Below are 26,605 nucleotides of genomic sequence, written 5' to 3'. Positions count from 1 at the left end.
ACCTCAACGTCCCCGTCATGGCTTAGCCTGGGCGCATGGCGGAACTCGACCGTGTGCGCGTCTGGGGCGAAGCACTGATCACGCTGCATCTCGATGACAGCTGGTCGTTCGGCTTCGACAATGCGAAGCGCCGTGCAGGACAGTGCGATTACACGAACAAGCGGATCACCGTGTCGCGCTATCTCGCCGCGCGATTCGACGACGATGAGATCCATCAGGTGCTGCTGCACGAGGTGGCCCACGCGCTCGCCGGGCATCGAGCGGCGCACGGCCCGACGTGGAAGCGCGTCGCGCGCGATCTGGGCTACGTCGGCGGCACCACGCATCACGGCGAGACGGCGGTGGAGCTCGCCCCCTGGGTCGGCACCTGCCCCGCAGGGCACGTGACCTATCGACACCGCCGTCCGACGCGTGCGACCTCGTGCGCCCGCTGCTCGCGGTCCTTCGACGCCCGGCATCAGTTCACCTGGACGCGACGCGAGATCACCGCCGACGTGCGGCTGGCGGCACAGTCCGCACGCTGACCGACGGCGGCCCGCGGGCTCAGACCGACGTCGGCTCCTCGGGAGCATCGGATGCCGCAGCATCCGTCGTGCTCTCCTGCACGCCCCGCCTGCGACGCAGCAGGGCGGCGAGCGCCCGCCATCCGACCAGGAAGACACCGAGCACGATCGTGGCGACGATGATGAACGGCACCTGCGCCGTGTCGCCCGAGACCACGCGCAACAGCATCCCGCCGGCCACGGTCACGACCCAGACGACGGCGCCCCACAGGATCGACCACGGCTTGCGCGGTCCGCTGCCCATCAGGGCGGCGAGGGCATGTCCGACGACGAGGGCGACGAGGAACGGCCAAGCCGTGAGGAGGAAGCCGATCGGACTCTCGCCGTGGGACGCACGTCCGATCACGGCGAAGATCAGAACGAGCACGGCGTCGACGAGGAAGGCGGGGAGGTACCTCATGCCACGACCCTACGTCCGCGGCGGCGGATTCCTCGCCGGACGCACGGCCTGTTGAGGACTGCGACGGATGGTCGCGCCGTGCGCCGCCACCCTACGTCGCGGCGGGGCGGATGCCGCGGCCTACTCGAACCGGACGAACAGGCCCTCGCGAAGAACAGGGACGACATCGCTCGAGTCCAGGGCAGCCGCCTCGGCGACGGACGCGGGGCGGATGCCGGACTCCGCCATCCGCGCGGTGGAGGCCACGCCGATCTCCAGCTCTCGGGCGGAGCCGCTGGCGCTGAGCAGGTGGCCCAGAGCCCGCCGCAGGGCGCGGAAACCCTCGGCGGCGACCGCCGCATCCGGCGCGGTGTGATCGATGCCGAGGTCGGTGAGCGCGGCGATCACCGCACCCGCCCCGAGCTGATCCTCCACCGCGAAGCGCAGCGACCCGTCATCCGCCTTCTCGCCCGCCGCGATCACGGCGACCGAGGTGCGCGCCTGTCGTCGCTCCTGCACGGTCTGCACGGCTCTCGCCACCGCCGCGGCGTTGCGCAGCCCGCCCACCAGGACGAGAGCGTCGCCCGCCGATGCGGCCACGGCGGCGCCGTTGCTCGACCACTCGACGGCGTCTGCGAGCGCGACGGCGGTCCCCGACGCCACGGCGTCCGGGAGCGTCGAGGAGAACCGCAGCACGTCGACCACCACGACGATGTCGGCCGCCGCCAGGCGCGCGAGCCCGGCGACACCCCACTCGTGGCGGACCTGATAGGTGGACTGATCGAACGGCGAAGCCATCCGTCCAGCCTATGCGTCCCGGAGAGCGGGCCCGCCGCCCCAGGAAGCCAGGCCCGCCGCCACGGAGTGCCCGAAACGGACGCCTCCGCACCGCAGAGGCGTCCGTCTCCGTCACCGGGGCCCCGCACGCGAGATCGGCTCCCGCATCGGTTCCGGAGACGTTCAGTCGGCGGCCAGCGCCTCGACCGGAGCGACGCGGGTCGCGAGACGCGTGGGGGTGGCCGCCGCGACGAGCGTCAGCACCGCGGTCGCGGCGACGATGATCACGATCGGCAGCCACGGGACGTGCGGAGGCACGAGACCCGCCGGCACGAAGTCAGGCAGCGTGGGGACCGACCCCAGCAGCGACTGCGCGGCGATCCAGCCGTACACGACGCCCAGCACGAGTCCGGTCAGCGTCGCCGCGACGGTGATGTGCGTCGCCTCCAGCAGCACCATGCGGCGCACCTGACCGTTGGACAGCCCGATCGAACGGAGCAGCCCAAGCTCCCGACGGCGCTGCACCACGCCGATCGTGAGCAGGTTCACGAGTCCGACGGCGGCGATCACCGCGGAGACCGCGACGAGCACCATCATGACCGAGGCGAAGGCGTCGAAGGGCGCGAAGAACTCCGCGGGCACCTCGCCCTCCACCTGGTTGATCATCATCTGCTTCACCGACTCGAGCGCGACGGCGAACATCGTCACGAGCGTCACGCCCATCACGACGCCGATGGCCATGCGCGAGGAGCGCTCCGGGTACCGGAGGGCGTTCTCGGCGGCGAGGCGCGCCGTCGCACTGCGCCCGAAGAGACGGCCGACGAGGCGGAGCACCGGAGGCATGAAGAGCACCGAGCCCAGGGCGAGCCCGGTGAACGACAGCAGACCGCCGAAGAACGCGACGACGACGCCGAGCGGGCTCGCGAGTCCGACCAGCACGCCGCCGGCGAGGAGGGCCGCGCCGATGGCCAGAAGCACCCACGCGCCGATGTGACGGCCGGGGCGGGAGACCTCGTCGTGCGTGCGCTCGACGGAGCCGCCGATCGCCTGCAGCGGGGTCACCGCCAGCACACGGCGGGATCCCGCCCAGGCCGCAGCCCAGGTCGTGAGCGCGACGCCGACGGCGGGCAGCACGATGAACGGCTGCGCGAGCGAGAAGCCGACGGGAGGGTTGGCGAGCAGCCCAGAGGCGATCTGCACGCCGGCGACGGAGGCGAGCAGCCCGACGAGCAGTCCGAGCGCGGCGCCGATGATGCCGACGATCAGCCCCTGACGTCCCACCTCACCGCGCTGCGAGCGCGCCGTGGCCCCGATCAGGCGCATGAGGGCGATCTGCCTGGTGCGCCCCGCGATGATCGTGGAGAACGTGTTGGCGGTGACGATCGCGGCGACGTACATCGCGACGCCCGTCAGCAGCACCGACAGGATGCCGACGACGATGGCGAGCGTCTCGCTGTCTCCGATGAAGGGGTCGGCCTGCAGCACCGCGCCGATGAACACCGTCGTCTCCACCAGGAGCACGCCGAACGCGGCCGACAGCGTCGCCACGAGGATGCTGGCGCCCATGCCCCTGTCACTGAGCCAGGCCAGCCGAGGACCGGTCGCCGATGTCTGAGGAACGACCGTCGCGACCGCGCTCACGCCGCCACCTCGGCGGCGAGCATGTACGCCGAGATCTCCTCGGCGGTCTGCCGCGGGTGATCGGCGACGATGCGGCCGTCGCCGAGGAAGAGCACGCGGTCGGCATGGCTTGCGGCGATCGCGTCGTGCGTGACCATCGCGATGGACTGGCCGTGCTCGCGGCTGGCGGTGGCGAGCAGCTGGAGCACCTCACGACCGGTCTTGGAGTCGAGGTTGCCCGTCGGCTCGTCGGCGAAGACGAGGTCGGGGGCCGTGGCGAGGGCGCGGGCGATCGCGACGCGCTGCTGCTGGCCGCCCGAGAGCTGGTGCGGGCGGTGGTCCAGGCGCGCGCCGAGTCCGAGGGTGTCGATGAGGCCGTCGATGCGAGCCTTCTCGATCGCGCTCGGACGACGCCCGTCGAGCTCGAAGGGCAGCATGATGTTGCCGAGCGCCGTGAGCGTGGGCACGAGGTTGAACGCCTGGAAGATGAAGCCGACACGGCGTCGGCGCAGGATCGTGAGGTCGAGGTCTCCGAGTCCGGTGATCTCGGTGTCTCCGATCCAGGCACGCCCCTCGGTGGGGGTGTCGAGTCCGGCCATGATGTGCATGAGCGTGGACTTGCCGGAGCCCGATGGGCCCATGATCGCGGTGAACTGACCGCGACGGATGCCGACGCTCACATCGTCGAGGGCGCGCACGGTGCCCTCGACGGCGCCGTAGGTCTTCTTCAGGTGCTGGACGCGGGCGGCGAGCCCCAGGTCTGTGGTCGTGATCTCCATGCCTTCGACGCTATTTCGGCGGCATCAGCGGGCGCGTCGCCCGTGCGGCGCATCCGCGTACATCTGGAGGATGACTTCGCCGTCACCCCGAAACAAGCGTCCGTGGCCTTCACCCCACACAGGCTTCTGCGGCCTTCATCCCACACAGGCGTCTGTGGCCTTCACCCCGCACAGACGTCTGTGGCCGTCACCCCACCCAGGCGTGCGTCGACACACCGACCGCGTTCCAGGCGTTGATCGTGACGATGAGCGCCACGAGCGCCCCCAGCTCCTCGGTCGAGAAGACGGCGGCGGCCGCATCCCAGTCGGCGTCGGGGACGTGCGTCTCCGACGTCCTCGTGATGCTCTCGGTCAGCGCGAGGGCGGCGCGATCGCGGGCGGTGAACAGCGGGGACTCGCGCCACACCGCGACCGCGTTGATCCGCTGCGGGGTGTCGCCCGCCGTGAGGGCATCGCCGGAGTGCAGCTCGACGCAGTAACTGCAGCCGTTCAGCTGGGAGGCTCTGAGACGCACCAGCTCGCGCAGGCGGCTCTCGAAGCCCACCGCGTCGAGCTCGCGGACCATCGCGTTGTCGAGATGGGCGAGCGCCCGGGAGAAATGCGGGGCGACGGTGTCGATGTCGAGGCGGACGGAGATCGGGACGAGAGGTTCTGTCATGACGACAGCATCCTCCCGTCCGCCGACATCCGGCGCCCAGGACCGCGGATCGGGTCAGGTGAGCCCGTGCTCGAACGCGAACACGACGAGCTGCACCCGGTCGCGCAGGGAGAGCTTGGTGAGGATCCGGCTGATGTGCGTCTTCACGGTCGCCTCGCTGAGGTACTCGCGCGCGGCGATCTCGGAGTTCGAGAGGCCCCTCGCCGCGAGCGCGAAGATCTCCCTCTCCCGGTCGGTGAGGTCGGCGTACTGCGCGGGGACGGGCTTGGGAGCCTCGGCGAAGTGCGCGAAGAGATCACGGGTGGCGGATGCCGCGATCACGCTCGACCCTCCGTGCACGGTGCGGATCGCCGCGAGCAGGAACTCGGGGTCGGCGTCCTTCAGGAGGAACCCGCTGGCCCCCTGACGGATGGCTCTGGCCGCCGCCTCGTCGAGGTCGAAGGTCGTCAGCATCACGATGCGAGGGGCGTCGGGCTGGGTGAGGATCTCGGCGGTGGCCGTGAGGCCGTCCATGACCGGCATCCGGATGTCCATCAGCACGACGTCGGGGCGCGTGGCCCGGACGACGTCGATCGCCTCTCGCCCGTCGCCCGCCTCGCCCACGACGTCGAGGTCGGGCTGCGACGCGACGAGCATGCGGATGCCGGCGCGGAACAGCGCCTGGTCATCGACGAGTACGACCCTGATCATGCGGCTCCTCCGATGGGAAGCGAGGCGCGCACGACGAACCGTTCGCCCTCCTGCCCCGCCTGAAGGCTACCGCCCACGAGCTGGGCGCGCTCACGCATGCCGATGACGCCGTGGCCGCCCCCGAGCGACGCGGTCTCCTTCTCGAAGGCGTTGGCGACGACGACGTCGACGCGGTCGGGGAGCCACGCGAGCCGCACGTCGACCGCGCCGTCGCCGTGTCGGATGGCGTTCGTGAGCGCCTCCTGCAGGATCCGGTAGACGGCGAGCTGGATCGCCCCCGGCGGCTCCCCCGGCGGCATCGGATCGACGGTGATGCGCGGTTCGACGCCCGCCTGACGCACCTGCGCGAAGAGCGTCTCGAGGTCGGCGAGGGTCGGCTGAGGGCCGTCTCCCTGCCGATGCCGCAGCTGGGTGAGGAGCAGCCGCACGTCCGACAGCGCCCCGCGAGCCGTCTGCGCGATCGTGCTCAGCGCCTCGGTCGCCATCTCGGGTTTGACCGCCGCCGCATACCGCGCGCCGTCGGCCTGCGCGATCACGACGGCCAGCGAGTGCGCCACGATGTCGTGCATGTCGCGCGCGATCCGCACGCGCTCCTGCTCCTCGGCCGCCAGCAGTTCGGCCTGGGCACGGGCGACCTGCGTCTCCCGTCCGTTCAGCACCACGCGCCAGAGGAGCCCGGTGCCCCAGGACATCACCATCGCGAGCACGAAGACGGAGGCCATCAGCGAGCCGATCAGCGCCGCGCGCATAGTGCTCGCGGCATCCGTCAGCAGCTCTCCCGACCAGATGACCGCGAAGTACAGGCCGCCGATAATCCCGCCGCCCAGCGCCGAGACGCCGCCGATCCAGAGGATCCGCCGCGTGCCCCACGCGGCTGTCGCGAAGAGCACCACGAGGATGCCCGCGTCGTAGGCGCTCGGAGGCAGCCCTGCCGCCATCTGCACGACGGCGCCGAACCAGGCGATGCCGATCGCGAGGGTGGGAGACAGGCGGCTGATCGCCGCGGCTCCCCACAGGATGAGGCCGACGATGACGTACATCACGACGGCCACCGGCTCGGCGCCGATCCACGCGCTGAGCCAGCTGGAGCCGGCGATGAACGTCAGCGGGGTGGTGACGACGAAGCCGAAGACGGCGCCGATGATGTCGACGACGAGCCAGGCTCGGGAGACGGGGCGGAACACCCTCCTACGGTACGGGGCCGCGTCAGGACGCCGCATCCGTCTGCGGATGTATCCGATCCGCCGCGTTCACAACTCCTCAAGAATCCGATGATCGGGCGCTGCGAAGACGCCGTCGCGGCATCCCGGCCCGATTCTTGAGGAGTTGTGAACCTCAGGCGCGCGCGATGATCTCCCCGTGCGGCACGAGGAACCAGCCGTCGCCGTCGTCGGCCCAGCGATGCCAGGCCTCGCTGATGCCGCGCAGTTCCGCGTCGGTCGCCATGCCGCTGTCGAGCAGTTGACGGGTCAGCGCGGATTCCAGGATGCGGTCGGCCCACATGCCGCCCCACCACGCCCGATCCTCGGGGTTCGCGTAGCACCAGGTGGATGCCGTCGCCGTGACGTCGACGAAGCCGGCGGCGCGCGCCCACGACAGCAGACGTCGCCCGGCGTCCGGTTCACCGCCGTTGGCCTGCGCCGCGCGCCGGTACAGGTCGAGCCAGCGGTCGAGCTCCGGCAGCATCGGGAACCAGTGAAAGCCCGCGTAGTCGGCGTCCCGCGCCGCGACGACGCCGCCGGGCACGGTGACCCTGCGCATCTCCCGCAGCGCCTGCACCGGGTCGCCGACGTGCTGCAGCACCTGGTGCGCGTGCACCACGTCGAAGCTGTCGTCGGCGAAGCTCAGCGCGTGCACGTCCTCGACCGAGAAGTCGATGTTCGCGACGCCCCGGCTCTCCGCGAGCCCGCGCGACAGCGCCAGGGCGTTCTCGTCGATCTCGGTGGCCGTGACGCGGGCCACGAGTCCGGCGAAGTCGACCGTGATCGATCCGGGACCGGCCCCGACGTCGAGGAGCCGCGTCGACGGGGTGAGGTGCGGGCGGAGGTACTCGGCGGAGTTCGAGATGTCGCGGCTGCTGTGGGAGCGGAGGACGGACGAGTGGTGTCCATGCGTGTACGTGGCCATGCTCCAGTCTGGCACCTGCCGGAGACCGCGCCCGCCACGGCGACGATCAGCGCAGCTCGGAGACGGCCCTGCGGATCGACTCGCGGTCGGGCTTGCCCGAGGTCAGGACGTCGAGCTCGTCGACGAGGATGAGCCGCGCGGGGCGCGCGTGCCTGCCGAGCTCTTCGGCGACGGCATCCCTCGCGTGGGCGAGCTGCTCGGACTCGCTGCGGCGGAGCGCTTCACCACGGGCGGCGACGATCACGGAGGCCTCACCCCAGCGCTCGTCCGCGACGCCGACGACGACGGCGCCGCTGAGTCCGGGGACGCGCCGGACGATCCGCTCGACCCGGTCGAGGGAGATGTTGATGCCGCCGGACACGATCACATTGTCCGCACGGCCGTGCACCCGCACGATGCCGTCCTCCACCAGTCCGAGGTCGCCGGTGCGGTACCAGCGGATGCCGTGCTCGTCTCGGGTGAAGGAGCGGGCGGTGAGCTCCTCGTCTCCGAGGTAGCCGTCGGCGAGCATGGGTCCGGCGATGTGCAGCTCTCCGTCGACGGAGCGGACGGCGACCGTGTCGAGGGGCTCGCCGTCGTACACGCAGCCCCCGCTCGTCTCGCTCGATCCGTAGGTGCGGACCAGGCGCGCACCGAGCTCTCCCGCACGGTCGCGGAGCGGCTCCGGCAGCGCCTGACCGCCGACCAGGATGGCGCGGTAGGCCTGCAGCGCCGCACGGACGGGGATGCTGTCCGCGGCATCCAGCAGCGTCGCGAGCTGCGCGGGCACGAGGGAGGTGTAGAGCCTCTCCTCCCCCGTGCGCAGCATGGACAGGGTGGTCTGCGCGAACGTCTCCGCCGAGAACCGGCCCTCGAGCACGGCGGGCTCGGTGCCGGCGACGACGGAGCGGACGAGCACCTGGAGCCCGGCCACATAGGTCGCGGGGAGGGCGAGCAGCCAGCGGCCGCTGCCGATCCGCGACGCGGTGGCCTCGGCGCTGGAGCGCAGCGCCTCCCCGCTCAGGACCACCCGCTTCGGGATGCCGCTCGACCCGGAGGTCGCGATGACCGCGGCCGTGCCGTCTGGCACGCGCTCAGGGGCGCCGTCGAGCATGCCGAAGCCCAGAGCGGGTCCGCCGTCGAGCGCCCGAGCCAGCGCCTCACGCAGCGCGACCGGGTCGTCGGCATCCGTGGGCCTGAGCGCGATCATCGGTCGCCCCGCCGAGCACGGGGCTTTTCCCCCACGATGCCGGGGTGGAGAGGGTCGAAGATCGTCGAGACCATGAGCGGGATCAGTAGTGGTACGGGAAGGACGACCAGTCGGGAGCGCGCTTCTCGAGGAAGGAGTCGCGACCCTCCACGGCCTCGTCCGTGCCGTAGGCGAGACGGGTCGCCTCCCCCGCGAACACCTGCTGGCCGACGAGTCCGTCGTCGACGGCGTTGAAGGCGAACTTCAGCATGCGGATCGCGGTCGGCGACTTGGTGAGCACCGTCCTGGCCATCGCCAGTGCTTCGCGCTCCAGCTCCGCGTGCGGCACGACGCGGTTGACCGCGCCCATCTCGTACGCGCGCTGCGCCGAGTACTCCTCAGCGAGGAAGAACACCTCTCGCGCGATCTTCTGGCCGGTCTGCCGCGCCATGTACGCGGAACCGTATCCCGCGTCGAAGCTGCCGACGTCGGCATCCGTCTGCTTGAAGCGCGCCTCCTCCGCCGATGCCACCGAGAGGTCGCACACGACGTGCAGCGAGTGCCCGCCCCCCGCGGCCCACCCGGGGATGACCGCGATGACGACCTTGGGCATGAAGCGGATGAGCCGCTGCACCTCGAGGATGTGCAGACGCCCGCCTCGTGCGGAGTCGTGCACGGTGGTCTCTGAATCGGAGTACTTGTAGCCGTCGCGTCCGCGGATGCGCTGGTCGCCGCCTGAGCAGAACGCCCAGCCGCCGTCCTTCGGGCTGGGGCCGTTGCCCGTGAGCAGCACGGCTCCGATGCGCGGGTCCTGCCGGGCGATGTCGAGGGCGCGATACAGCTCGTCGACCGTGTGCGGACGGAACGCGTTGCGCACCTCCGGCCGGTTGAACGCGATGCGCGCGACCCCGCCGTCGTGCGTGACGTGCGCCGTGATGTCGGTGTAGTCCTCGGCACCGGGCGCGAGCACCCACTCCTCGGGATCGAACAGGTCGGAGACGAAGGGTGTGGTCACGGCATCCAGCCTATTCCCGTGACCGCGTGGACATGCGGAAGGCGCTGCTCCCCCGGGGAACAGCGCCTTCTGCATGGATGCCGTCAGCGGCGGCTGCGGCGGACGGTCTTGAGCCATCCGTCGACGATGTCCCACCCGACGCCGATCGCGACGCCGAACCCGAGGAGGACGGCCAGGATGCGGAAGACGCCGCCTTCGCCTGCGGCCCCGGCATCGCCGGCCGCGAACCCCTCCCCGCCCACGGCGACGATGTACGAGAGGAAGTCCGGGTTGACGAGCTGCCCGCCCAGCAGCAGGACGAGCGTCCAGGCGAGGAAGGCCAGCGCCAGGACGGTGTTGACCACGGCCAGCCCGGTGCTCCAGCCGCGACGGAACACGACGACGGCGAACACGACCTCGGCCACGATGAGCGCGAACAGGACGCTGATGCCCCACGGCCACAGGGCCGGGTCGAGGATCGGCAGCGCCTCACCGGGGACGAAGCCACGGAAGCGGTCCCAGAGCAGCGCACCGGCCGCGATGCCGAGAAAGACGAGCGAGGCGATCAGCTCGCTGCGCCCCACCCCGTCGTCGGTGATCTCGGGCAGCTTGTCGAGATCCCACTCGTCGATCGTCGTCGTGCTCCCGGTGCGCTCGAGGATGACGAACACGAGGGTCGTCCAGAAGCAGATGTGCATGATCGCGCCACCTGCCGCGACGAGCGAGGTCGAGATGACCTCGCCCACAGCCGCGCCCGAGATCGTCTGCCCGAGGGCGACGGCGCCGAGCACGCACACCGGGACGATCGCCAGCAGCAGCTTCAGCAGCCGCCACCACGTGAGGTAGAAGCGCGGACCGATCAGGTGCAGCGGACGATCCGCGTACCCGGCGGCGAGGATGCCGGGGTCGCCGAGCTCCGTGAGGACGGCGCGCTCTGCGTCATCCGGCGCCTCGCCCTGCTCGAGACGCGCCTCGATCGCGTCGGCGATGGAGGCTTCGAGCTCCGCCCGCACATCGTCCTGCGTCTCGGGTCGCAGGCCCTTGACCGTGGCGGCGATGTAGCGCTCGGTGAGAGTGGCTGTCGTGGTCATGTCAGTTCTCCTCTGCGGTGAGGGCGGAGATCGCTGTGGTGAGCGATCGCCATTCGTCGGTGAGGGTGTCGGCGAGCCGGATGCCGGCATCCGAGGTGCGGTAGAACTTGCGGGGCCTGGCCTCTTCGGTGTTCCACTCGCTGGTGAGGTACTCCTGCTTCTCCAGCCTGCGGAGCAGCGGGTACAGCGTGTTCGCGTCGGTCGCGAAGCCGCGCGCCTCCAGCTCTTCGAGCAGTCCGTAGCCGTAGCCGGGCGTGCGCAGCAGCTGCAGGCAGGCCAGGACGACGGTGCCGCGCCGCAGTTCCTGCAGGTGCGTGTCGAGCGTCTCGTTCATGCCCATCACATTACTGTGTGTCACACACTATAGTCAAGCGCACATTGATGAGATTCCTTCACTGCTCCCCACCTGCCGAGGCCGGAGAGGGCGCCGGGTAGCGTGGAGGGATGAGTCTCGAGATCAGCCGGGTCGACCCTTTCGACGATGCGACGGTCGACGAGTGGTGGGACGCGTACGCCGCGGCCGAGCGCGCCGACCGCGCGAAGGGCACCCCGGTATGGACCCGCGAGGAGACCAGGCGAGAGCTGCAGCAGGACTCGTCGGCCGTGGAGCGGCGGACCTACCTGCTGCGCTCGGACGGCGAGTGCATCGGCGCCGCGAGCCTCGCGCTGCCCCTCAAGGACAACACGCACGTGGCGCACCTCGGCCTCGGCGTGCCGCCCCGTCATCGGCGTCGAGGCTACGGCTCGCACGCACTTGCCTTCCTCGAAGGCGAGGCCGTGGCTGCCGGACGCACCACCGCGCAGTCCACGACGAGTTGGCTGTACGAGCTCGGACCCGACGGCTCCGGTTCACCGGGGCGCGAGTTCGCGCGCCGTCACGGCTACTCCCTCGCCCTCGGCGACGTGCAGAACCGGCTGGACCTGCCCGTCGACCCCGCGCTGCTCGACCGACTGCAGGCCGGAGTCCCCGACGAGGGCTACACGCTGCGGAGCTGGATCGGCCCTGTACCCGACGACGTGGTCGAGGGCTGGGCGTCGCTGGACGCGTCGATCGAGACCGAGGCCCCCAGCGGCGAGCTCGACATCGAGCCCGCGACGCCGGACATCGCCGGCATCCGCGAGACCGAGGACCTGCTCGTGCTGCAGCACCGCATCTCCTTCGGCACCGTCGCGCTGGCCTCGGACGGCGCTGTCGCCGCCTACACGCAGATCGTGGTCTCGGGCGACGACGGCAACGCCTACCAGTGGGGCACGCTCGTGCGCCGTGAGGATCGAGGGCACCGACTGGGAACGGCCGTCAAGGTCGCGAACCTCAGGATGCTGCAGCACGAGTCACCGGGGACCCCCTGCGTGTACACGTACAACGCGGAGTCCAATGCGCACATGCTCGCCGTGAACACCCTGCTCGGCTTCCGCCCTCGGGAGCGGATGGGCGAGCTGCAGAAGCGCCTGAGGTGAGGGCTCCGCGCGACGGGGCGCGCGGCCGAATGTGACACGACGGACGGGCGAGATGTCCCCGATTCCGTAGGGTGTAACGGTGACCCCGAAGACCCGCCACCTCGCCCTGTCCCTCGTCGCGGCATCCGCCCTGACGCTCGCGTTGACCGCCTGTACGCCGCCGACGCCCTCCTCCGAGCCCACGTCGTCGCCGTCGTCCTCGTCGACCGCGTCTGCTGAGTCGTGCGCCGGGGTGACCGTGGTCGTCGACACGGGCGACCTCGACGTCTCCGACGATCCCTCCGCCTCGGTCTGCGTCGACACGGACGGGAAGATCCTGGGGACGGATGCCGTCTCCGAAGCCGGGTTCACCACCGTCGGCACCACGACGTACCCCGACGACGTGATCTGCCGTGTGAACGGCGTGCCCGCCGAAGACACCGAGCTGACCGGCGACGACGGCGCCGCCTACCACGAGACCTGCGCCGACATGCCTCCGGCCGCCGCGTACTGGGGCCTGTGGGTCAAGCCCGCAGGCGGCACGTGGGACTACGCGCAGACGGGTCTCTCCGCCCTCGAGCTCAACCCCGGCGACAGCGTCGAGCTGCTCTTCACGCTGAACGGCGCTCCCGCCGCACCCGCGTCGTGAGCGATGCGGGCCGGCTCAGACTGAGACCCGGCCCGCTGCGCGCGGCGGCGGGGCTGGCGGCGGTGTTCGTCGTCGCCCGCATCCTCTACCGCGTGCTCTTCAACGGAGCCGCCGGCAGCGGCCCGGTGCTGCTCCCTCTGCCCGCGATCCGCCTCCCCGCGCCGTTCAGCTGGGTGACACTCCTCGGCCCCGTGACGGTCGACGGGCTCGCGGATGCCGCGCTGTCCGCACTGCCGATCGCCGCCGTCATCCTGCTGTTCGGGCTGCTGAACGCGATCTTCGACGTGTCCAGGGCGTTCGGGCTGCTCGCGAGGCGCGGTCCGCTGCGCGGCATCGCCCGTGCTCTCGCCGTCGCCTGGTCCACGCTCCCCGGGCTCGGTCAGGCCGTTCGCACGGTGCACACCGCCCAGCGTCTTCGCGGCGAGAGGCCGGGACCGCGGATGCTGGTGCCGGTGCTCGAACGCACCCTGGAACGCGCCGCCGCCGTCGCGAACGGGCTGGAGCTGCGCGGCTTCGGCGGCGACCCCGTCGACGGGGAGTGCACGAGCCCGGTCCGGCTGCAGGAGGCGGCGTTCGGGTTCGGCGACGACGCGGTGCTGACGGTGCCCGAGCTCGCCCTCGGCACCGGAGCGCTCACCGTCGTCACCGGACCGACCGGCTCGGGCAAGTCGACGCTGCTTCGCGGGCTCGCCGGCCTCGTGGACCACGTCGACGGGGGCTGGTCGACGGGCGTCGTCGAGGTCGCAGGCCGGGACCGACGGCGGATGCCGCCGCGCGACTCCTCGCGGCTGGTCGGCGTGGTGCTGCAGAACCCCCGTGAGGCGTTCTGCAGCGAGCTCGTCCGCGACGAGATCGGCCTGTCGCTGCAGCTGCGCGGCGTCGCCGCCGTGATCGTGAGCGCCCGCGTCGACGAGGTGATGGAGCGCCTGGACATCGCCGGCCTGCGGGACCGCTCCGTGCACACGCTCTCCGCGGGGGAGGCGACGATGGTCGCGATCGCCGCCGCGGTGGTCGAGCAGCCGATCCTGCTGCTCGTGGATGAGCCGCTCGCCGATCTGGACGCAGAGGCGCGCGTGCGCGTCGTCGCCGCCTTGGATGCTCTGGCTCACGAGGGCGGATCCTGCGTGCTCGTCGCCGAGCACAGGGCCGCCGCGTTCGACGGCGTCGCCGACGAGTGGCGGTCGATCGAGCAGGGCACGGTGTCGACGGGGTCGACCGAGCGCAGCGCGACGCCGAACGTCATCCTTCCGGAAGCTGCACCGCACCGCACCGCGTCGGACCCTCTCCCTCAGTCAGCGTCTCCGTCGCCTGTCCTCGCGGCGTCGCACGTCCGCATCGCCCACGGCGACGTCGTCGCGGTGCACGACGCCTCCCTCGCTCTCGGGAACGGCGAGATCGCCGCGCTGATCGGACCGAACGGCGCGGGCAAGTCGTCGCTGCTCACGGCCCTCGCCCTGCCGCCGCACGGCCTGGAGGTCGTCGGCGCCCCCGTGCTCGTCCCCGACGCCTCCGACGATCTGTTCACGCGCGACACCGTCGCCGCCGAGTGCGCGCGGGCCGACCGCTCGGCGCAGCGGCACGGCATCCACTCCCCCACGTCCACGGCCGACCGATTCGCGGCATTCCTCAGCCTCGACGCCGCAGGTCTCGCAGAGCGGATGCCGCGGCATCCCCGCGATCTCTCCCTCGGCGAGCGCAGGTGCCTGGCGATCGCCCTGCAGCTCGCGCGCTCCCCCGAGGCGCTGATGATCGACGAGCCCACGCGCGGACTCGACTCCCGCGCCCGCGAGCAGGTGCGCTCCGCGCTGGAGCAGGCGGCGGATGCCGGCGCCGCCGTGCTCATGGCGACGCACGACGCCGACTTCGCGGCGGCACTCGGCGCGAAGGTGCTGCCGATGCGGGACGGCATCGTCCCGGCATCCGTCGCAGCGCCGTCTCTGCCCTCCCTCGTCGAGCGGGCGGGCAAGAGCCGTGCATCGCGGATCGACGCGGCGCTGCGCACGGATCCGCGAGCGGCGGATGCCGTGGCCGGCGCCCCCGCTCCGGCTCGTTCACCGCGCGTGACCGGTGGGCGCGTGGCGGGGTCTGCCGCTCCTCGTCCCGCCGCGCGCTGGACACCGCTCACACTTCTCGCCGCGAACCTCGTGGCCCTGGCATCCTTCACCTGGCCCTTCGTCGCCGCGGCGGTGCCCGCGCAGGCCGACGCGGCGGTCCCGTGGGTCGCTCTCGCGCTGGCGCCGATCGCCGTGGTCGTCGCCGTCGCGGCCCTCGACCAGACCGTGCGATCAGCGCACGTGCTCGCGTACCTCGGCGTGCTCGCGGCGATCGGCACGGCCCTGCGCATCGCGAGCACCGGCGTGGGCGGCGTCGAGGCCGTGTTCATCCTGCTCGTGCTCGCCGGTCGCACGTTCGGCGCCCGGTTCGGCATGCTGCTCGGGGTGTCCACCATCCTGCTGTCGTCGACCGTGTTCGGCGGGTTCGGCCCGTGGACGCCCTTCCAGATGTTCGCGTGCGCCTGGGTGGGAGCCGGTGCAGGGCTCCTCCCCCGCAGGGTCCGGGGCTGGGGCGAGATCGTGATGCTGTGCGCATACGGAGCCCTCGCCTCCTACCTGTTCGGCCTGCTGCTGAACCTGTGGTTCTGGCCCTTCGCGATCGGATCGGACACGGCCATCTCCTACGCGCCGGGTGCGCCGATCGGGCAGAACCTCGGCAGCTTCCTGCTGTACTCGCTCGTCACCTCGAGCGCGGGCTGGGACACCCTGCGCGCGATCACGACGATCGTGGGCGTCGCGCTGATCGGCCGCCCCGTGCTCACCGCCCTCCGCCGCGCGAAGCCCGTGGCGGCCCGCCGTACCCGGTCGACGCCCCACCTGGCCGTCGACGCCCCGCTTCGCTGACGTCTGCCAGCGGGCGTCGAGACTCAGACGGGCATCAGTGATGCAGCCTGCTCAGACCGAGAAGTACTTCGCCTCGGGGTGGTGGAACACGAACGCGTCGGTGGACTGCTCCGGGTGCAGCTGCAGCTCGTCGCTGAGCTCGACGCCCATGCGCTCGGGGCGCAGCAGCTCGACGACCTTGCGGCGGTCCTCCATGTCGGGGCACGCGGGGTAGCCCAGCGAGAAGCGGGCGCCACGGTACTCGAGCTTGAACAGACCGGCCGTGTCGGTGGGGTCTTCGGCCGAGAAGCCGAGTTCGGAGCGGATGCGCGCGTGCCAGAACTCGGCGAGCGCCTCCGTGAGCTGCATCACGAGGCCGTTGAGCTCGTAGTAGTCGCGGTACCGGTCCTCGGCGAACAGCTTCGCGGTGACCTTGTCGATCGCGGCGCCCGCGGTGACGAGCTGCACGGGGAGCACATCGACCTGCCCCGACTCGCGCGAGCGCACGAAGTCGGCGAGGTCCAGGTGTCGATCGCGACGCTGGCGCGGGAACGTGAACCGCAGGCGGTCCGACCCGAGCGGGCCGCCCGATCCGCCGTCCGGCGCGAGCAGTCCGGGCACGCCCAGGGTGCCGGTCGGGTCGTCGCCGTGGTGCAGCACCACGACGTCATCCCCCTCCGACACCACAGGGAAGTAGCCGTAGGCGACGGAGGCGTCGAGCATCCCCTCGCCGAGGATCCGGTCGAGCCAGTACCGCAGGCGCGGGCGCCCCTCGGACTCGACGAGCTGCTCGTAGGACGCTCCGTCTTCGCCGCGGCCGGGCTTGAGACCCCACTGCCCCATGAAGGTGGCGCGCTCGTCGAGGAAGGCAGCGTAGTCGGCGAGCGCGATGCCGCGCACGATGCGGGTGCCCCAGAACGGCGGCGCAGGGACCTCGTTGTCGGATGCCACGTCGGAGCGGCCGGGCATCGCCTCGGGCTCCGTCAGCGTGAGCTGGGCGCCGCGCGCGTGGATGCGCTTCTTGAGCGCCGGCAGTCCGACTTCGGAGGGGTCCTCGCCGCGCGCGACCCGCACGAGCGGCTCCATGAGCGCGAGCCCCTCGAACGCGTCCTTGGCGTAGCGCACCTCGCCGTCGAACATGCCCGCCAGATCGTCCTCGACGTAGGCGCGAGTGAGGGCGGCGCCTCCGAGGATCACGGGCCACTTCTTCGCGAGCCCGCGGGACTGCAGTTCGAGCAGGTTCTCCTTCATCACGACGGTCGACTTCACGAGCAGGCCCGACATGCCGATCACGTCGGCGTCGTGCTCCTCGGCCGCCGCGATGATGTCGGCGATCGGCTGCTTGATGCCGAGGTTGATCACCCTGTAGCCGTTGTTCGTGAGGATGATGTCGACGAGGTTCTTGCCGATGTCGTGCACGTCTCCGCGCACGGTCGCGATCACCATGGTGCCCTTGCCCGAGGCATCCGACTTCTCCATGTGCGGTTCGAGCAGCGCGACCGCGGTCTTCATGACCTCGGCCGACTGCAGCACGAACGGCAGCTGCATCTCACCCGCGCCGAACCGCTCACCCACGATCTTCATGCCCTCGAGCAGGTGGTCGTTGATGATGCCGAGCGCGGTCTTGCCCTCGGCACGTGCGAGGTCGAGGTCGGCTTCGAGACCCTTGCCCTCGCCGTCGATGATGCGCCGCTCCAGCCGCTCGCCGACGGGGAGTGCCGCGAGCTCGGCGGCGCGCTGGTCGCGCAGGGCCGCGGTGTCGACTCCGGCGAACAGGTCGAGCATGGTCGACAGCGGGTCGTAGGTGACGTTCCCGTCGACGTCGTACTCGCGGCGGTCCCACACCAGGTCGAGCGCGACCTTGCGCTGCTCTTCGGGCAGCGAGGCCAGGGGCACGATCTTGGCGGCGTCGATGATGCCGCTCGACAGTCCCGCCTCCGACGCCTCGTGCAGGAACACCGAGTTCAGCACCATGCGCGCGGCGGGGTTGAGCCCGAACGACACGTTCGAGACGCCGAGGGTGGTGTGGATGCCGGGGTACTTCTGCGTGATCTGCCGGATGGCCTCGATCGTCTCGATGCCGTCGCGCCGGGTCTCCTCCTGGCCTGTGGCGATCGGGAACGTCAGCGCGTCGACGATGATGTCCTCCACGCGCATGCCCCACTCGCCCACCAGCGAGTCGATCAGGCGCGAGGCGATCGCGACCTTGCCCTCGGTCGTGCGGGCCTGTCCCTGTTCGTCGATCGTGAGCGCGACGACCGCGGTGCCGTGCTCCTTCACGAGCGGCATGATGCGGCCGAACCGGCTGTCGGCGCCGTCGCCGTCTTCGTGGTTCACGGAGTTGACGACGGGGCGCCCTCCGATGAGCTCCAGTCCCGCCTGGATCACGGGCGGCTCGGTCGAGTCGATCACGAGCGGCAGCGTCGACTGCGAGGCGAAGCGCGAGACGACCTCGCGGATGTCGGCGACGCCGTCGCGCCCCACGTAGTCCACGCACACGTCGAGCAGGTGCGCGCCGACGCGGATCTGGTTGCGGGCGATCTCGACGCAGTCGTCCCAGCGCTCCTCCAGCATCGCCTCGCGGAACGCCTTCGAGCCGTTCGCGTTCGTGCGCTCGCCGATCGCGAGGTACGAGGCGTCCTGATCGAACGACACGTGCTGGTAGAGCGACGCGACGCCCGACTCGACCTCGGGCGTGCGAGTGGTCAGCGCGCGGGTGCGGTACGGCTCCAGCCGCTCGACCACGGCGGCGAGGTGCTCGGGGGTGGTGCCGCAGCATCCGCCCACCAGCCCCAGACCGAACTCGCGCACGAACTGCTCGTGCGCGGTCGCCAGCTCCGCAGGGGTCAGCGGGTAGTGCGCGCCGTTCGCGCCGAGCACGGGCAGCCCCGCGTTGGGCATGCACGCGATCGGCACCGTGGAGTGCTTCGACAGGTGGCGCAGGTGCTCGCTCATCTCGGCGGGGCCGGTGGCGCAGTTCAGGCCGATCGCGTCGACCCCGAGCGGTTCCAGCGCCGTCAGCGCGGCGCCGATCTCCGACCCCATCAGCATGGTGCCGGTGGTCTCGACGGTCACCTCGACGAAGATCGGCAGACGGATGCCGCGCGCCACGATCGCCTGACGGCATCCGTTCACCGCGGCCTTCGTCTGCAGCAGGTCCTGGCTGGTCTCGATGAGGAACGCGTCGGCGCCTCCGTCGATCAGGCCCTCCGCCTGCAGCGCGAACGTCTGCTTGAGATGGTCGTACGTGGTGTGGCCGAGGGTCGGCAGCTTGGTGCCTGGCCCCATCGACCCCAGCACCCAGCGCACGCGACCGTCCACGGCCTCGGCGGCCTCCGCGCGCTCGCGGGCGATGCGCGCGCCGCGCTCGGCGAGCTCATGGATGCGGTCGTCGATGCCGTAGTCCGACAGGTTCGACCAGTTGGCCCCGAACGTGTTGGTCTCGACCGCGTCGATGCCCGTCGCGAAGTACGCGTCATGGATGCCGCCGATCACGTCGGGGCGGGTGACGTTGAGGATCTCGTTGCACCCCTCGAGCCCCTGGAAGTCGGCCTCGATAGACAGATCGTGCTGCTGCAGCATGGTGCCCATCGCGCCGTCGGCGATGACCACGCGCGAGTGCACGGCATCCAGCAGCGCCTGCGAGCGGGCCGGGCGGTCGAAGGCCTCGATGTCGAGGGCGTGACGGGGGTGCGACATGCTCCCAGCCTAGGGGCGAGTTCCCGCCATGTTTCGGCCCGCGACGGAGCAAGATGGACCCTATGACGCTCCCGCCGCTCGCAGACCTGATCGACTCGGCACGGGTCGTCTCCCTCCCGATGCACACGCGCTTCCGCGGCGTCGACACGAGAGAGGCCCTGCTCTTCGAGGGCCCCGAGGGCTGGGCGGAGTTCTCCCCCTTCGTGGAGTACGCGGATGCCGAGGCCTCGACCTGGCTCGCCGCGGCGATCGACTTCGCCTGGAACGCCCAGCCGGAGCCGCTGCGCGACCGCATCCCGGTCAATGCCACCGTCCCCGCGGTCGACGCGTCGAAGGTGGCCGAGGTGCTCGCCCGGTTCCCCGGGTGCCGCACCGCCAAGGTCAAGGTCGCCGAGCCCGGTCAGACGCTCGCCGACGACGTGGCCCGCGTGCGCGCCGTGCGCGAGGTCATGGGTCCGGAGGGCCGCATCCGCGTCGATGCGAACGGTCTGTGGAACGTCGACGAGGCCGAGCACGCCGTGCACGCCCTCAACGAGTTCGACCTGGAGTACGTCGAGCAGCCGTGCGCGACGGTCGACGAGCTCGCCGAGCTGCGCCGACGGGTGAAGTACATGGGCATCCCGGTCGCCGCCGACGAGAGCGTGCGCAAGTCGTCCGACCCGCTCGCCGTCGCCCGCGCGAAGGCGGCCGACCTCCTCGTCGTGAAGGCGCAGCCGCTCGGCGGCGTCACGCACGCGCTCCAGATCGTGACCGCCGCCGGACTCCCCGTGGTCGTGTCGAGCGCCCTCGACACCGCGATCGGGCTCTCCCAGGGCGCCGCCCTCGCCGCCGCGCTGCCGCGGCTCGACTTCGACTGCGGTCTCGGAACGGCGTCGCTGTTCCTCGACGACGTCGCCGACCTCCGTCCGGTCGACGGCTCGATCCCGGTGGGCAGGGTGGCACCGGATGCCGCGGCGCTCACGCGGCTCGCGGCCTCCGACGAGCGCCGCGACTGGTGGCTGGCCCGCCTCGGCCGCTGCCACGAGGTGCTTGGCGGCGTCGGAGATGCGTCCTAGCCTGGCTGCATGTGCCGCAACATCGTCCCTCTGAACAACCTCGAACCGGCCGCCACCGACGAGGAGTGCCACGACGCCGCGCTCCAGTTCGTGCGCAAGATCGCGGGCACGACGAAGCCCTCGCGAGCGAATCAGGAGGTGTTCGACCGCGCCGTCGCCGAGATCGCGGAGTCGACGCGTCGTCTGCTCGACGAGCTCGTCACCCCGGCGCCGCCGAAGAACCGTGCGGAGGAGGCGGCGAAGCGCCAGGCCCGATCCGCTGAGCGCTACGAAGCGATCCGCGTGTTCCAGCAGGAGAAGCGGGCAGCGCGCGCCGCATCGTGATCCTCGCCTCGCGGCGCGGACTCACTCCTCGATGAGCAGCTGCACCAGGCGTCCGAGCTCGACGCCGCCGGAGCGGCGAAGCTGCGCGGCATCCTGCCCGTCCATCGCGCCGCGGACGGTCATTCCCTCCCACACGATCATGAGCATGCGCGCGGCGGCCTCGGCGGGCACTCGCAGCCGCAGGAGACCGGCGGCGACGATGTCGGTGATGATCTGCGCGATGCTGGCGACCATCTCGCGCTCCTGGGCGAGATAGGCGGCGCCGAAGGCCTCGTCCCGAAGTGCTCGGATGCGGATCTCGCTCATGAGCATCACGCCGAGACGGTCGTCGCCGCCCGAGTCCATGACGTCCTGCACGAGCTCGACGGGATCGCACCCCTCGGCGAGCGCGCCGTCGGCCGTCATCTCCTCGACGCGGGCGCGGACCGCCTTCACGCGCACCTCGCCCACACTGGCGGCGAGCGTGAGGAAGAGCTCGTCCTTGGACTCGAAGTTGGAGTAGAAGGCTCCGCGGGTGAAGCCTGCGCGCTCGCACACGGCCTCGACCGATGCGCCGTCGAGGCCCACCTCGGCGAACACCTGTGCTGCGGCATCGAGCAGCCTGGCTAGTGTGTTCTCGCGACTGCGCGTCGTGGATGTCGTCATCGAATCCTCCTGCCCCCTCATTCTCACACCCGGCACACAGACTTTCGCGGGCCGACACCTTTACGATACATCTATGTATTGGATACACCTGTGTATCCAACTGGGATCCTCGGAGGAACGTCGTGTCCACTCTCCTGTCCTCGCTCGGGCGCTGGTCGTTCCGGCACCCCTGGCGCGTGCTCGTCTCCTGGCTCATCGTGCTCGGCATCGCCGGCGCCGGTGCGCTGGCTCTGGGGCAGGGCACCGACAACACCTTCTCGATCCCCGGGACCGAATCGCAGGCCGGCCTCGAGCAGCTGTCCCGCTCGTTCCCCCAGGTGAGCGGCACCAACGCGCAGTTCATCGTCGTCGCGGCCGACGGCGACCACATCACGGATGACGCCTACCGCACAGACGTGGAGCACGCCGTCGACGAGCTGTCGACGATGAAGGGCGTGCTCGCCATCACCTCGCCCTATGACGAGATGGTCAAGGGCATGATCAACGACGACAAGACCGCCGCGATCGTGCGCCTGCAGTTCGAAGGGCAGGCGACCGACGTCTCGGCAGAGACGAAGGATGCTCTCACCCGCACCGTCGACGAGCTCTCCGCAGCGCTCCCCGACGGCTCGCAGACCTCCCTCGGCGGAGACCTCTTCGCGATGTCCATCCCCGGCGTGACGCTCACCGAGGCCGTCGGCCTGCTGATCGCCCTGCTCGTCCTCATCGTCACGTTCCGCTCCTTCGTCGTCGCAGGACTCCCGCTGCTCACCGCGATCCTCGGCGTCGGCATCTCCATGGCCGGCATCTTCGCCGCCACGGCCTTCGCGACCGTCTCCTCGACCACGCCGCTCCTGGCGCTCATGCTCGGGCTCGCCGTCGGCATCGACTACGCCCTGTTCATCATGGCGAGACACCAGGATCAGGTGCGCGAGGGCGTCGACCCCGAGGAGTCCGCGTCGCGCGCCGTGGGCACAGCGGGGTCTGCGGTCGTGTTCGCCGGAGTCACCGTGCTGATCGCGCTGATCGGCCTCGGATTCGCCGGCATCCCCTTCCTCACGACCATGGGCATCGCGGCATCCGTCGCGGTCGCCGTCGCCGTGGCGATCGCCGTGACCCTCACCCCGGCCGTGCTCGGCTTCGTCAAGGGCCGGGTCACCGGCTGGCCGCGCCGCGAGCGCAAGGCGCGCAAGGGCGCCTCCGCACCCGAGGCCCGTCGCTCGTTCAGCCAGCGCTGGGTCTCCGGCGTCACGAAGCGCCCGATCCTCGTGTCGCTCGCGGTCGTGATCGGCCTCGGCATCGTCGCGGTGCCCGCGCTGAGCCTGAACCTCGCGCTCCCGAACGCGGGCGTGCTGCCGAAGGACTCCGAGGCGCGGCAGACCTACGACCTCGTCGGCGAGGAGTTCGGCGCCGGCTTCAACGGTCCGCTGATCCTCACCGGCACGATCGTCACGTCGACCGATCCGCTGGGCCTCATGGAGGATCTCGGAGACGCCGTCGCGAAGGTCGACGGCGTGAAGGAGGTCGCTCTCTCGACCCCCAACGAGACCGCCGACACCGGCATCGTGCAGATCATCCCCGAGACGGCGCCCGACGCCCCCGCGACAGCCGATCTCGTGCGCGAGCTCCGCTCCCACCACGACGAGTGGCTGAAGGAGTTCGGCATCGATCTCAAGGTCACGGGCTTCACCGCCGTCGGGATCGACATCTCCGACCAGCTCGGCAACGCGCTGCTGCCGTTCGGCATCTTCGTGATCGGCCTCTCGCTGATCCTGCTGACCATCGTGTTCCGCTCGATCTGGGTCCCCGTCACCGCCGCCCTCGGCTACCTGCTCTCGATCGTCGCGGCGTTCGGCATCGTCGGCGCCGTCTTCGAGTGGGGCTGGTTCGCCGACCTCCTGCACGTCGCGAAGGTCGGCCCGATCATCAGCTTCATGCCGATCATCCTGATGGGCGTGCTGTTCGGACTCGCGATGGACTACCAGGTGTTCCTCGTCTCCCGCATGCGCGAGGACTTCGTGCACGACAAGGACTCGAAGAACCCCGACCGCTCGGCGCGCCGGGCCGCGGCCCTCCGAGCCGTGCGCACTGGCTTCACGGGCTCGGCGAAGGTCGTCACCGCCGCAGGACTCATCATGTTCGCGGTGTTCGTCGCGTTCGTCCCCGAGGGCGACTCCTCGCTCAAGCCGATCGCGCTGGGGCTCGCCGCGGGCATCGCGATCGACGCCTTCCTCGTGCGGATGACGCTGATCCCGGCGCTCATGGCCATCCTCGGCGAGCGCGCCTGGCAGATCCCCGCGTGGCTCGAACGGATCCTCCCCAGCGTCGACATCGAGGGCGAGGCCGTGGAGCGTGAGCGGCACCTCTCCTCCTGGCCCGGAGACGACTCGGTCGTCGCCGCCGACGGTCTCGTTCTCGCCGACACCGGCATCGACGGACTGCACCTGCGCGTCGCACCCGGCGGATCGGCGGTCCTCACCGGAGCCGCCCCCGGTACACTCCGCGCGCTCGCCCTCGCGATCGCCGGACGCGTCACCCCCGACGACGGTCGACTGCGGGTCGCCGGCCACCTCCTCCCCGGACGCGCAGCGTGGGTCAGGGCGCACGTCGGAACGGTGATCGCGACGGATGCCGGAGCCACGGCATCCGATCTCTCCGAAGCCCTGCGCGGCCGCCCCGCACTCGTCGTGATCGACGGCGTCGACCTGCTTCCGCAGGCGGCGCGCGATCAGCTCGCTGCGCGACTGCGCGACGCGGATGCCGCCACGGCCGTGCTTCTCACCGCCGCTGCTCCCGCCGCGGCGCTCGACATCCTCGCGTCCGCCGGGCGCGAGACCACGGACCTCGTCGACGTGAGCGCACCCGCTCCTCGCCTCGCCGACGCGCCCGCCGCCCACCCCGACTCCGCCGCAGACGCAACGGATGCCGCCGGCCTCGACGCCGAAGACTCCGCAGAATCCACCGAGGTGACCGCATGACCCTCCCCATCGAGCGCGCACGCTCCCGCAAGCCCATCACGTGGCTGACGATCCTCGGCATCCTGCTGCTCCCCGCAGCCGTCGGGGGCATCCTCGTCGCGGCGCTGCAGAACCCGACCGAGCGGCTGGACTCCATGACCGCCGCGATCGTGAACCTCGACGACCCGGTCACGATCGACGGGCAGCTGACCCCGCTGGGCCGACAGCTCTCTGCGGGGCTCGTCGAGGGCTCGGACGACCTCGACTCCAACCTCACCTGGGTCATCTCCAACAAGGACGACGCCGCCGACGGGCTCGCCGACGGCACCTACCAGGCCGTCATCACGATCCCCGAGGACTTCTCCGCCGCCGCGACCTCCGCAGGCCAGGCGATCTCCGACGGAGGCGGCGCCGCCTCCGACAAGGCTGAGAAGGCGACCATCACGGTCACCACTCCACCCGACGGCCTCGTCGCCGACGATCTCATCACCAGCCAGATCGCCTCGGTCGCGACGTCGACGATGGGCTCGATGCTCAGCGAGGCGACCATGAGCAACGTGCTGGTCGGCTTCACCACCCTCGGCGACCAGATCGGCGAAGCGGCTGACGGCGCGCTGCAACTCGCCTCCGGAGCACGGGATGCCGCGACCGGTGCGGCCGCGATCCCGGACGGCGCCGCGAAGCTGGCCACCGGCGCGTCCGGTCTCGGATCCGGCGCCTCCGATCTCGCGAACGGCCTCGGCACGATCGCCGGCAGCACCCGTCAGATCGCCGCCGGCGCGGGACAGCTCGGGTCCGGGCTGCTCGGCGGGGCGTCGAAGCTCACGACCGACACGGCCGGCATGCCTGGGCTGGTGGACAACCTCAAGATCGCGACGACATCGGCCGGAAGCGCCGCCAAGGACACGGCGAAGCTCGCTGAAGACCTCGGCATGATGGCCGCGACGTGTGTGTCCGCCACAGCGGACGACCTGTGCGCGCAGGTCAAAGAGGCCTCGGGCCTGGCCGGAAACGCCGCGACGTCCGCGGGTACCGCGTCGGCCATCCTGAGCAATCAAGACGTCCAGAACGGCCTCACCGCCCTCCCCGGAACATTTACCACGCTCGCGACGAGCATGCGCGATGCCGGCACCGCCGCCTCATCCATCTCCGCCGGCCTCAACCAGCTCGCCACCGACGGCATCGACAAGTCCGCGAGCGGCGCCCGCCAGCTCGCCGACGGGGCGACGCAGCTGTCGGACGGCGCCACGCAGCTGTCCACCGGAGCGACCGAGCTCGCCACCGGGCTCGACACCCTGGCGACGGGCACCGGTGATCTCGCCGGTGGACTGCGCAAGGCCTCCGACTCCCTGCCGTCGTTCACCGACGGCGAGTCGAAGTCGCTGGCGACGGTGATGGCCGACCCGGTCACCTCGAACTCGAAGATGGACACGATCTTCGGCCCGACCGCGATCCCGCTGCTCGCCGCCGTCGTGCTGTGGTTCGGCGGACTCGCCTCGTTCATCGTGATGCGGGCGCACACGGCGCGCACCCTCACGTCCCGCCGCTCCTCGGCCGGTCTCGCTCTGCGCTCCTTCGCGCCGGCCGCGCTGATCGGCGCCGGTCAGGGCGTGCTCGTGGCGCTCATCGTGCAGATCGTGGCGAGCTATGACGCGGCGACCTGGTGGGCGTTCGCGGGCACGGCTGTGCTCGCCGGCGTCGTGTTCGCCGCGGTGAACCAGGCGCTCGTCGCGGTCTTCGGCGGGATCGGCCGCTGGATCGGCGCTCTGGTCGGTGTGCTGGCCGTCGCGACCGGGCTCATCTCGACCGTTCCCGGGTGGCTCTCGGCGATCGGGGCCTCCCTGCCCACGGCGCCCGCGTTCACGGGTCTGATCGCCGCGAACGGCGGGGCCGCAGCGGGGCTCGTGGTCTGGGGTGTGCTGTCCCTGATCGTCACGACCCTCGCGATCGCCCTTCGCCGGACGACCTCTGCGAAGACGGTGCTCGCGACCGCCTGAGCATCCATCGACCGTCGCCCTCCGGGGGACCGAGAACGCCTCCGCACAGCGACCTGCGGAGGCGTTCTCGTCGGCGCCGGCACAGATCTCCCCCGGCGCATCGGAGCGTGTGCGAGCTCATACGTAGATCGGATGCGAGAC

At 71.1% G+C, this 26,605-nt stretch carries 22 protein-coding genes; 8 read left to right on the top strand and 14 right to left on the bottom strand.

Annotation, left to right across the window (positions count from 1 at the left end):
- Positions 1–35: 35 nt before the first annotated feature.
- Positions 36–524, top strand: a complete 489-nt coding sequence (locus CQ047_RS13355) for a SprT-like domain-containing protein (RefSeq protein WP_105676054.1) — start codon at positions 36–38, stop codon at positions 522–524.
- Between the two features lie 19 nt (positions 525–543).
- On the opposite strand, the gene CQ047_RS13350 is transcribed toward CQ047_RS13355, so the two are convergent.
- From CQ047_RS13350 to CQ047_RS13295, 12 genes are all read right to left on the bottom strand, one after another.
- A complete protein-coding gene (locus CQ047_RS13350; RefSeq protein ID WP_105676052.1) occupies positions 544–963 on the bottom strand; it encodes a DUF3054 domain-containing protein in 420 nt (139 codons plus the stop codon).
- Between the two features lie 120 nt (positions 964–1,083).
- Positions 1,084–1,740: a 2-phosphosulfolactate phosphatase gene (locus CQ047_RS13345; RefSeq protein ID WP_105676050.1), complete on the bottom strand. Its 657-nt coding sequence runs from the start codon at positions 1,738–1,740 to the stop codon at positions 1,084–1,086.
- A 162-nt stretch (positions 1,741–1,902) separates the two neighbouring features.
- Positions 1,903–3,360, bottom strand: a complete 1,458-nt coding sequence (locus CQ047_RS13340; protein ID WP_258132653.1) for an FtsX-like permease family protein — start codon at positions 3,358–3,360, stop codon at positions 1,903–1,905.
- Positions 3,357–4,118, bottom strand: coding sequence for an ABC transporter ATP-binding protein (locus CQ047_RS13335; RefSeq protein WP_105676048.1), 762 nt, complete (start codon positions 4,116–4,118; stop codon positions 3,357–3,359). Before CQ047_RS13335 ends, CQ047_RS13340 begins: the two co-directional genes overlap by 4 nt.
- Before the next feature lie 187 nt (positions 4,119–4,305).
- Positions 4,306–4,776 (bottom strand): carboxymuconolactone decarboxylase family protein, encoded by a 471-nt coding sequence (locus tag CQ047_RS13330; protein WP_105676046.1) that lies wholly within the window; start codon positions 4,774–4,776, stop codon positions 4,306–4,308.
- Positions 4,777–4,830: 54 nt separating this feature from the next.
- Positions 4,831–5,466, bottom strand: coding sequence for a response regulator transcription factor (locus CQ047_RS13325; protein ID WP_105676044.1), 636 nt, complete (start codon positions 5,464–5,466; stop codon positions 4,831–4,833).
- A complete protein-coding gene (locus tag CQ047_RS13320; RefSeq protein WP_105676042.1) occupies positions 5,463–6,650 on the bottom strand; it encodes a sensor histidine kinase in 1,188 nt (395 codons plus the stop codon). The genes CQ047_RS13325 and CQ047_RS13320 overlap by 4 nt, the downstream gene beginning before the upstream one ends.
- A 151-nt stretch (positions 6,651–6,801) precedes the next feature.
- The gene (locus CQ047_RS13315; RefSeq protein WP_105676040.1) at positions 6,802–7,593 is read right to left on the bottom strand and encodes a class I SAM-dependent methyltransferase; all 792 of its coding nucleotides are present in this window, start codon (positions 7,591–7,593) and stop codon (positions 6,802–6,804) included.
- Between the two features lie 46 nt (positions 7,594–7,639).
- Positions 7,640–8,782: an AMP-binding protein gene (locus CQ047_RS13310; protein ID WP_105676038.1), complete on the bottom strand. Its 1,143-nt coding sequence runs from the start codon at positions 8,780–8,782 to the stop codon at positions 7,640–7,642.
- Positions 8,783–8,864: 82 nt separating this feature from the next.
- Positions 8,865–9,776 carry a 1,4-dihydroxy-2-naphthoyl-CoA synthase gene (locus tag CQ047_RS13305; protein WP_105676036.1) on the bottom strand — a complete coding sequence of 304 codons (912 nt, stop codon included), beginning with the start codon at positions 9,774–9,776 and terminating at the stop codon, positions 8,865–8,867.
- A gap of 83 nt (positions 9,777–9,859) precedes the next feature.
- Positions 9,860–10,846 (bottom strand): permease prefix domain 1-containing protein, encoded by a 987-nt coding sequence (locus CQ047_RS13300; protein ID WP_105676034.1) that lies wholly within the window; start codon positions 10,844–10,846, stop codon positions 9,860–9,862.
- A gap of 1 nt (position 10,847) precedes the next feature.
- Entirely contained in the window at positions 10,848–11,180 is a 333-nt protein-coding gene (locus CQ047_RS13295) for a PadR family transcriptional regulator (RefSeq protein WP_105676085.1), read from the bottom strand.
- A gap of 110 nt (positions 11,181–11,290) precedes the next feature.
- Between CQ047_RS13295 and CQ047_RS13290 the strand changes: the two genes are divergently transcribed.
- The 3 genes from CQ047_RS13290 to CQ047_RS13280 all read left to right on the top strand — a co-directional run bounded on the left by CQ047_RS13290 (position 11,291) and on the right by CQ047_RS13280 (position 15,829).
- Positions 11,291–12,304, top strand: a complete 1,014-nt coding sequence (locus CQ047_RS13290) for a GNAT family N-acetyltransferase (protein WP_105676032.1) — start codon at positions 11,291–11,293, stop codon at positions 12,302–12,304.
- Positions 12,305–12,383: 79 nt separating this feature from the next.
- Positions 12,384–12,932, top strand: a complete 549-nt coding sequence (locus tag CQ047_RS13285; protein ID WP_105676030.1) for a hypothetical protein — start codon at positions 12,384–12,386, stop codon at positions 12,930–12,932.
- Positions 12,929–15,829, top strand: coding sequence for an ATP-binding cassette domain-containing protein (locus CQ047_RS13280; RefSeq protein WP_105676028.1), 2,901 nt, complete (start codon positions 12,929–12,931; stop codon positions 15,827–15,829). Before CQ047_RS13285 ends, CQ047_RS13280 begins: the two co-directional genes overlap by 4 nt.
- A 51-nt stretch (positions 15,830–15,880) precedes the next feature.
- Here the strand turns inward: CQ047_RS13280 and metH are convergent, their stop codons facing one another.
- Positions 15,881–19,507 (bottom strand): methionine synthase, encoded by a 3,627-nt coding sequence (gene metH, locus CQ047_RS13275; RefSeq protein ID WP_105676026.1) that lies wholly within the window; start codon positions 19,505–19,507, stop codon positions 15,881–15,883.
- Between the two features lie 62 nt (positions 19,508–19,569).
- Between metH and CQ047_RS13270 the strand changes: the two genes are divergently transcribed.
- Together CQ047_RS13270 and CQ047_RS13265 are read left to right on the top strand one after the other, a co-directional pair.
- The gene (locus CQ047_RS13270; RefSeq protein ID WP_105676024.1) at positions 19,570–20,562 is read left to right on the top strand and encodes an o-succinylbenzoate synthase; all 993 of its coding nucleotides are present in this window, start codon (positions 19,570–19,572) and stop codon (positions 20,560–20,562) included.
- A gap of 9 nt (positions 20,563–20,571) precedes the next feature.
- Complete coding sequence (locus tag CQ047_RS13265; RefSeq protein WP_105676022.1) at positions 20,572–20,886, top strand: DUF2277 domain-containing protein; 315 nt, start codon at positions 20,572–20,574, stop codon at positions 20,884–20,886.
- Between the two features lie 21 nt (positions 20,887–20,907).
- Here CQ047_RS13265 and CQ047_RS13260 read toward each other — a convergent pair whose 3' ends face one another.
- Positions 20,908–21,531, bottom strand: coding sequence for a TetR/AcrR family transcriptional regulator (locus tag CQ047_RS13260; protein WP_105676020.1), 624 nt, complete (start codon positions 21,529–21,531; stop codon positions 20,908–20,910).
- A gap of 122 nt (positions 21,532–21,653) precedes the next feature.
- On the opposite strand from CQ047_RS13260, the gene CQ047_RS13255 reads away from it, so the two are divergent.
- Together CQ047_RS13255 and CQ047_RS13250 are read left to right on the top strand one after the other, a co-directional pair.
- Entirely contained in the window at positions 21,654–24,488 is a 2,835-nt protein-coding gene (locus CQ047_RS13255; RefSeq protein ID WP_105676018.1) for an efflux RND transporter permease subunit, read from the top strand.
- Positions 24,485–26,464 (top strand): YhgE/Pip domain-containing protein, encoded by a 1,980-nt coding sequence (locus CQ047_RS13250; protein WP_105676016.1) that lies wholly within the window; start codon positions 24,485–24,487, stop codon positions 26,462–26,464. Before CQ047_RS13255 ends, CQ047_RS13250 begins: the two co-directional genes overlap by 4 nt.
- The last annotated feature ends 141 nt before the right edge of the window (positions 26,465–26,605 follow it).

The organism is Microbacterium sp. MYb72, from assembly GCF_002979415.1.
In the GTDB taxonomy this organism is placed as follows: Bacteria; Actinomycetota; Actinomycetes; order Actinomycetales; family Microbacteriaceae; genus Microbacterium; species Microbacterium natoriense.
This window is presented reverse-complemented; position numbering and strand designations above follow the sequence as displayed.

Bases quoted from the DNA above. Each gene is read 5' to 3' on its own strand.
- CQ047_RS13355 (WP_105676054.1), top strand. From the start codon at position 36: ATGGCGGAACTCGACCGTGTGCGCGTCTGGGGCGAAGCACTGATCACG.
- CQ047_RS13350 (WP_105676052.1), bottom strand. From the start codon at position 963: ATGAGGTACCTCCCCGCCTTCCTCGTCGACGCCGTGCTCGTTCTGATC.
- CQ047_RS13345 (WP_105676050.1), bottom strand. From the start codon at position 1,740: ATGGCTTCGCCGTTCGATCAGTCCACCTATCAGGTCCGCCACGAGTGG.
- CQ047_RS13335 (WP_105676048.1), bottom strand. From the start codon at position 4,118: ATGGAGATCACGACCACAGACCTGGGGCTCGCCGCCCGCGTCCAGCAC.
- CQ047_RS13330 (WP_105676046.1), bottom strand. From the start codon at position 4,776: ATGACAGAACCTCTCGTCCCGATCTCCGTCCGCCTCGACATCGACACC.
- CQ047_RS13325 (WP_105676044.1), bottom strand. From the start codon at position 5,466: ATGATCAGGGTCGTACTCGTCGATGACCAGGCGCTGTTCCGCGCCGGC.
- CQ047_RS13315 (WP_105676040.1), bottom strand. From the start codon at position 7,593: ATGGCCACGTACACGCATGGACACCACTCGTCCGTCCTCCGCTCCCAC.
- CQ047_RS13310 (WP_105676038.1), bottom strand. From the start codon at position 8,782: ATGATCGCGCTCAGGCCCACGGATGCCGACGACCCGGTCGCGCTGCGT.
- CQ047_RS13300 (WP_105676034.1), bottom strand. From the start codon at position 10,846: ATGACCACGACAGCCACTCTCACCGAGCGCTACATCGCCGCCACGGTC.
- CQ047_RS13295 (WP_105676085.1), bottom strand. From the start codon at position 11,180: ATGAACGAGACGCTCGACACGCACCTGCAGGAACTGCGGCGCGGCACC.
- CQ047_RS13290 (WP_105676032.1), top strand. From the start codon at position 11,291: ATGAGTCTCGAGATCAGCCGGGTCGACCCTTTCGACGATGCGACGGTC.
- metH (WP_105676026.1), bottom strand. From the start codon at position 19,507: ATGTCGCACCCCCGTCACGCCCTCGACATCGAGGCCTTCGACCGCCCG.
- CQ047_RS13270 (WP_105676024.1), top strand. From the start codon at position 19,570: ATGACGCTCCCGCCGCTCGCAGACCTGATCGACTCGGCACGGGTCGTC.
- CQ047_RS13265 (WP_105676022.1), top strand. From the start codon at position 20,572: ATGTGCCGCAACATCGTCCCTCTGAACAACCTCGAACCGGCCGCCACC.
- CQ047_RS13260 (WP_105676020.1), bottom strand. From the start codon at position 21,531: ATGACGACATCCACGACGCGCAGTCGCGAGAACACACTAGCCAGGCTG.
- CQ047_RS13250 (WP_105676016.1), top strand. From the start codon at position 24,485: ATGACCCTCCCCATCGAGCGCGCACGCTCCCGCAAGCCCATCACGTGG.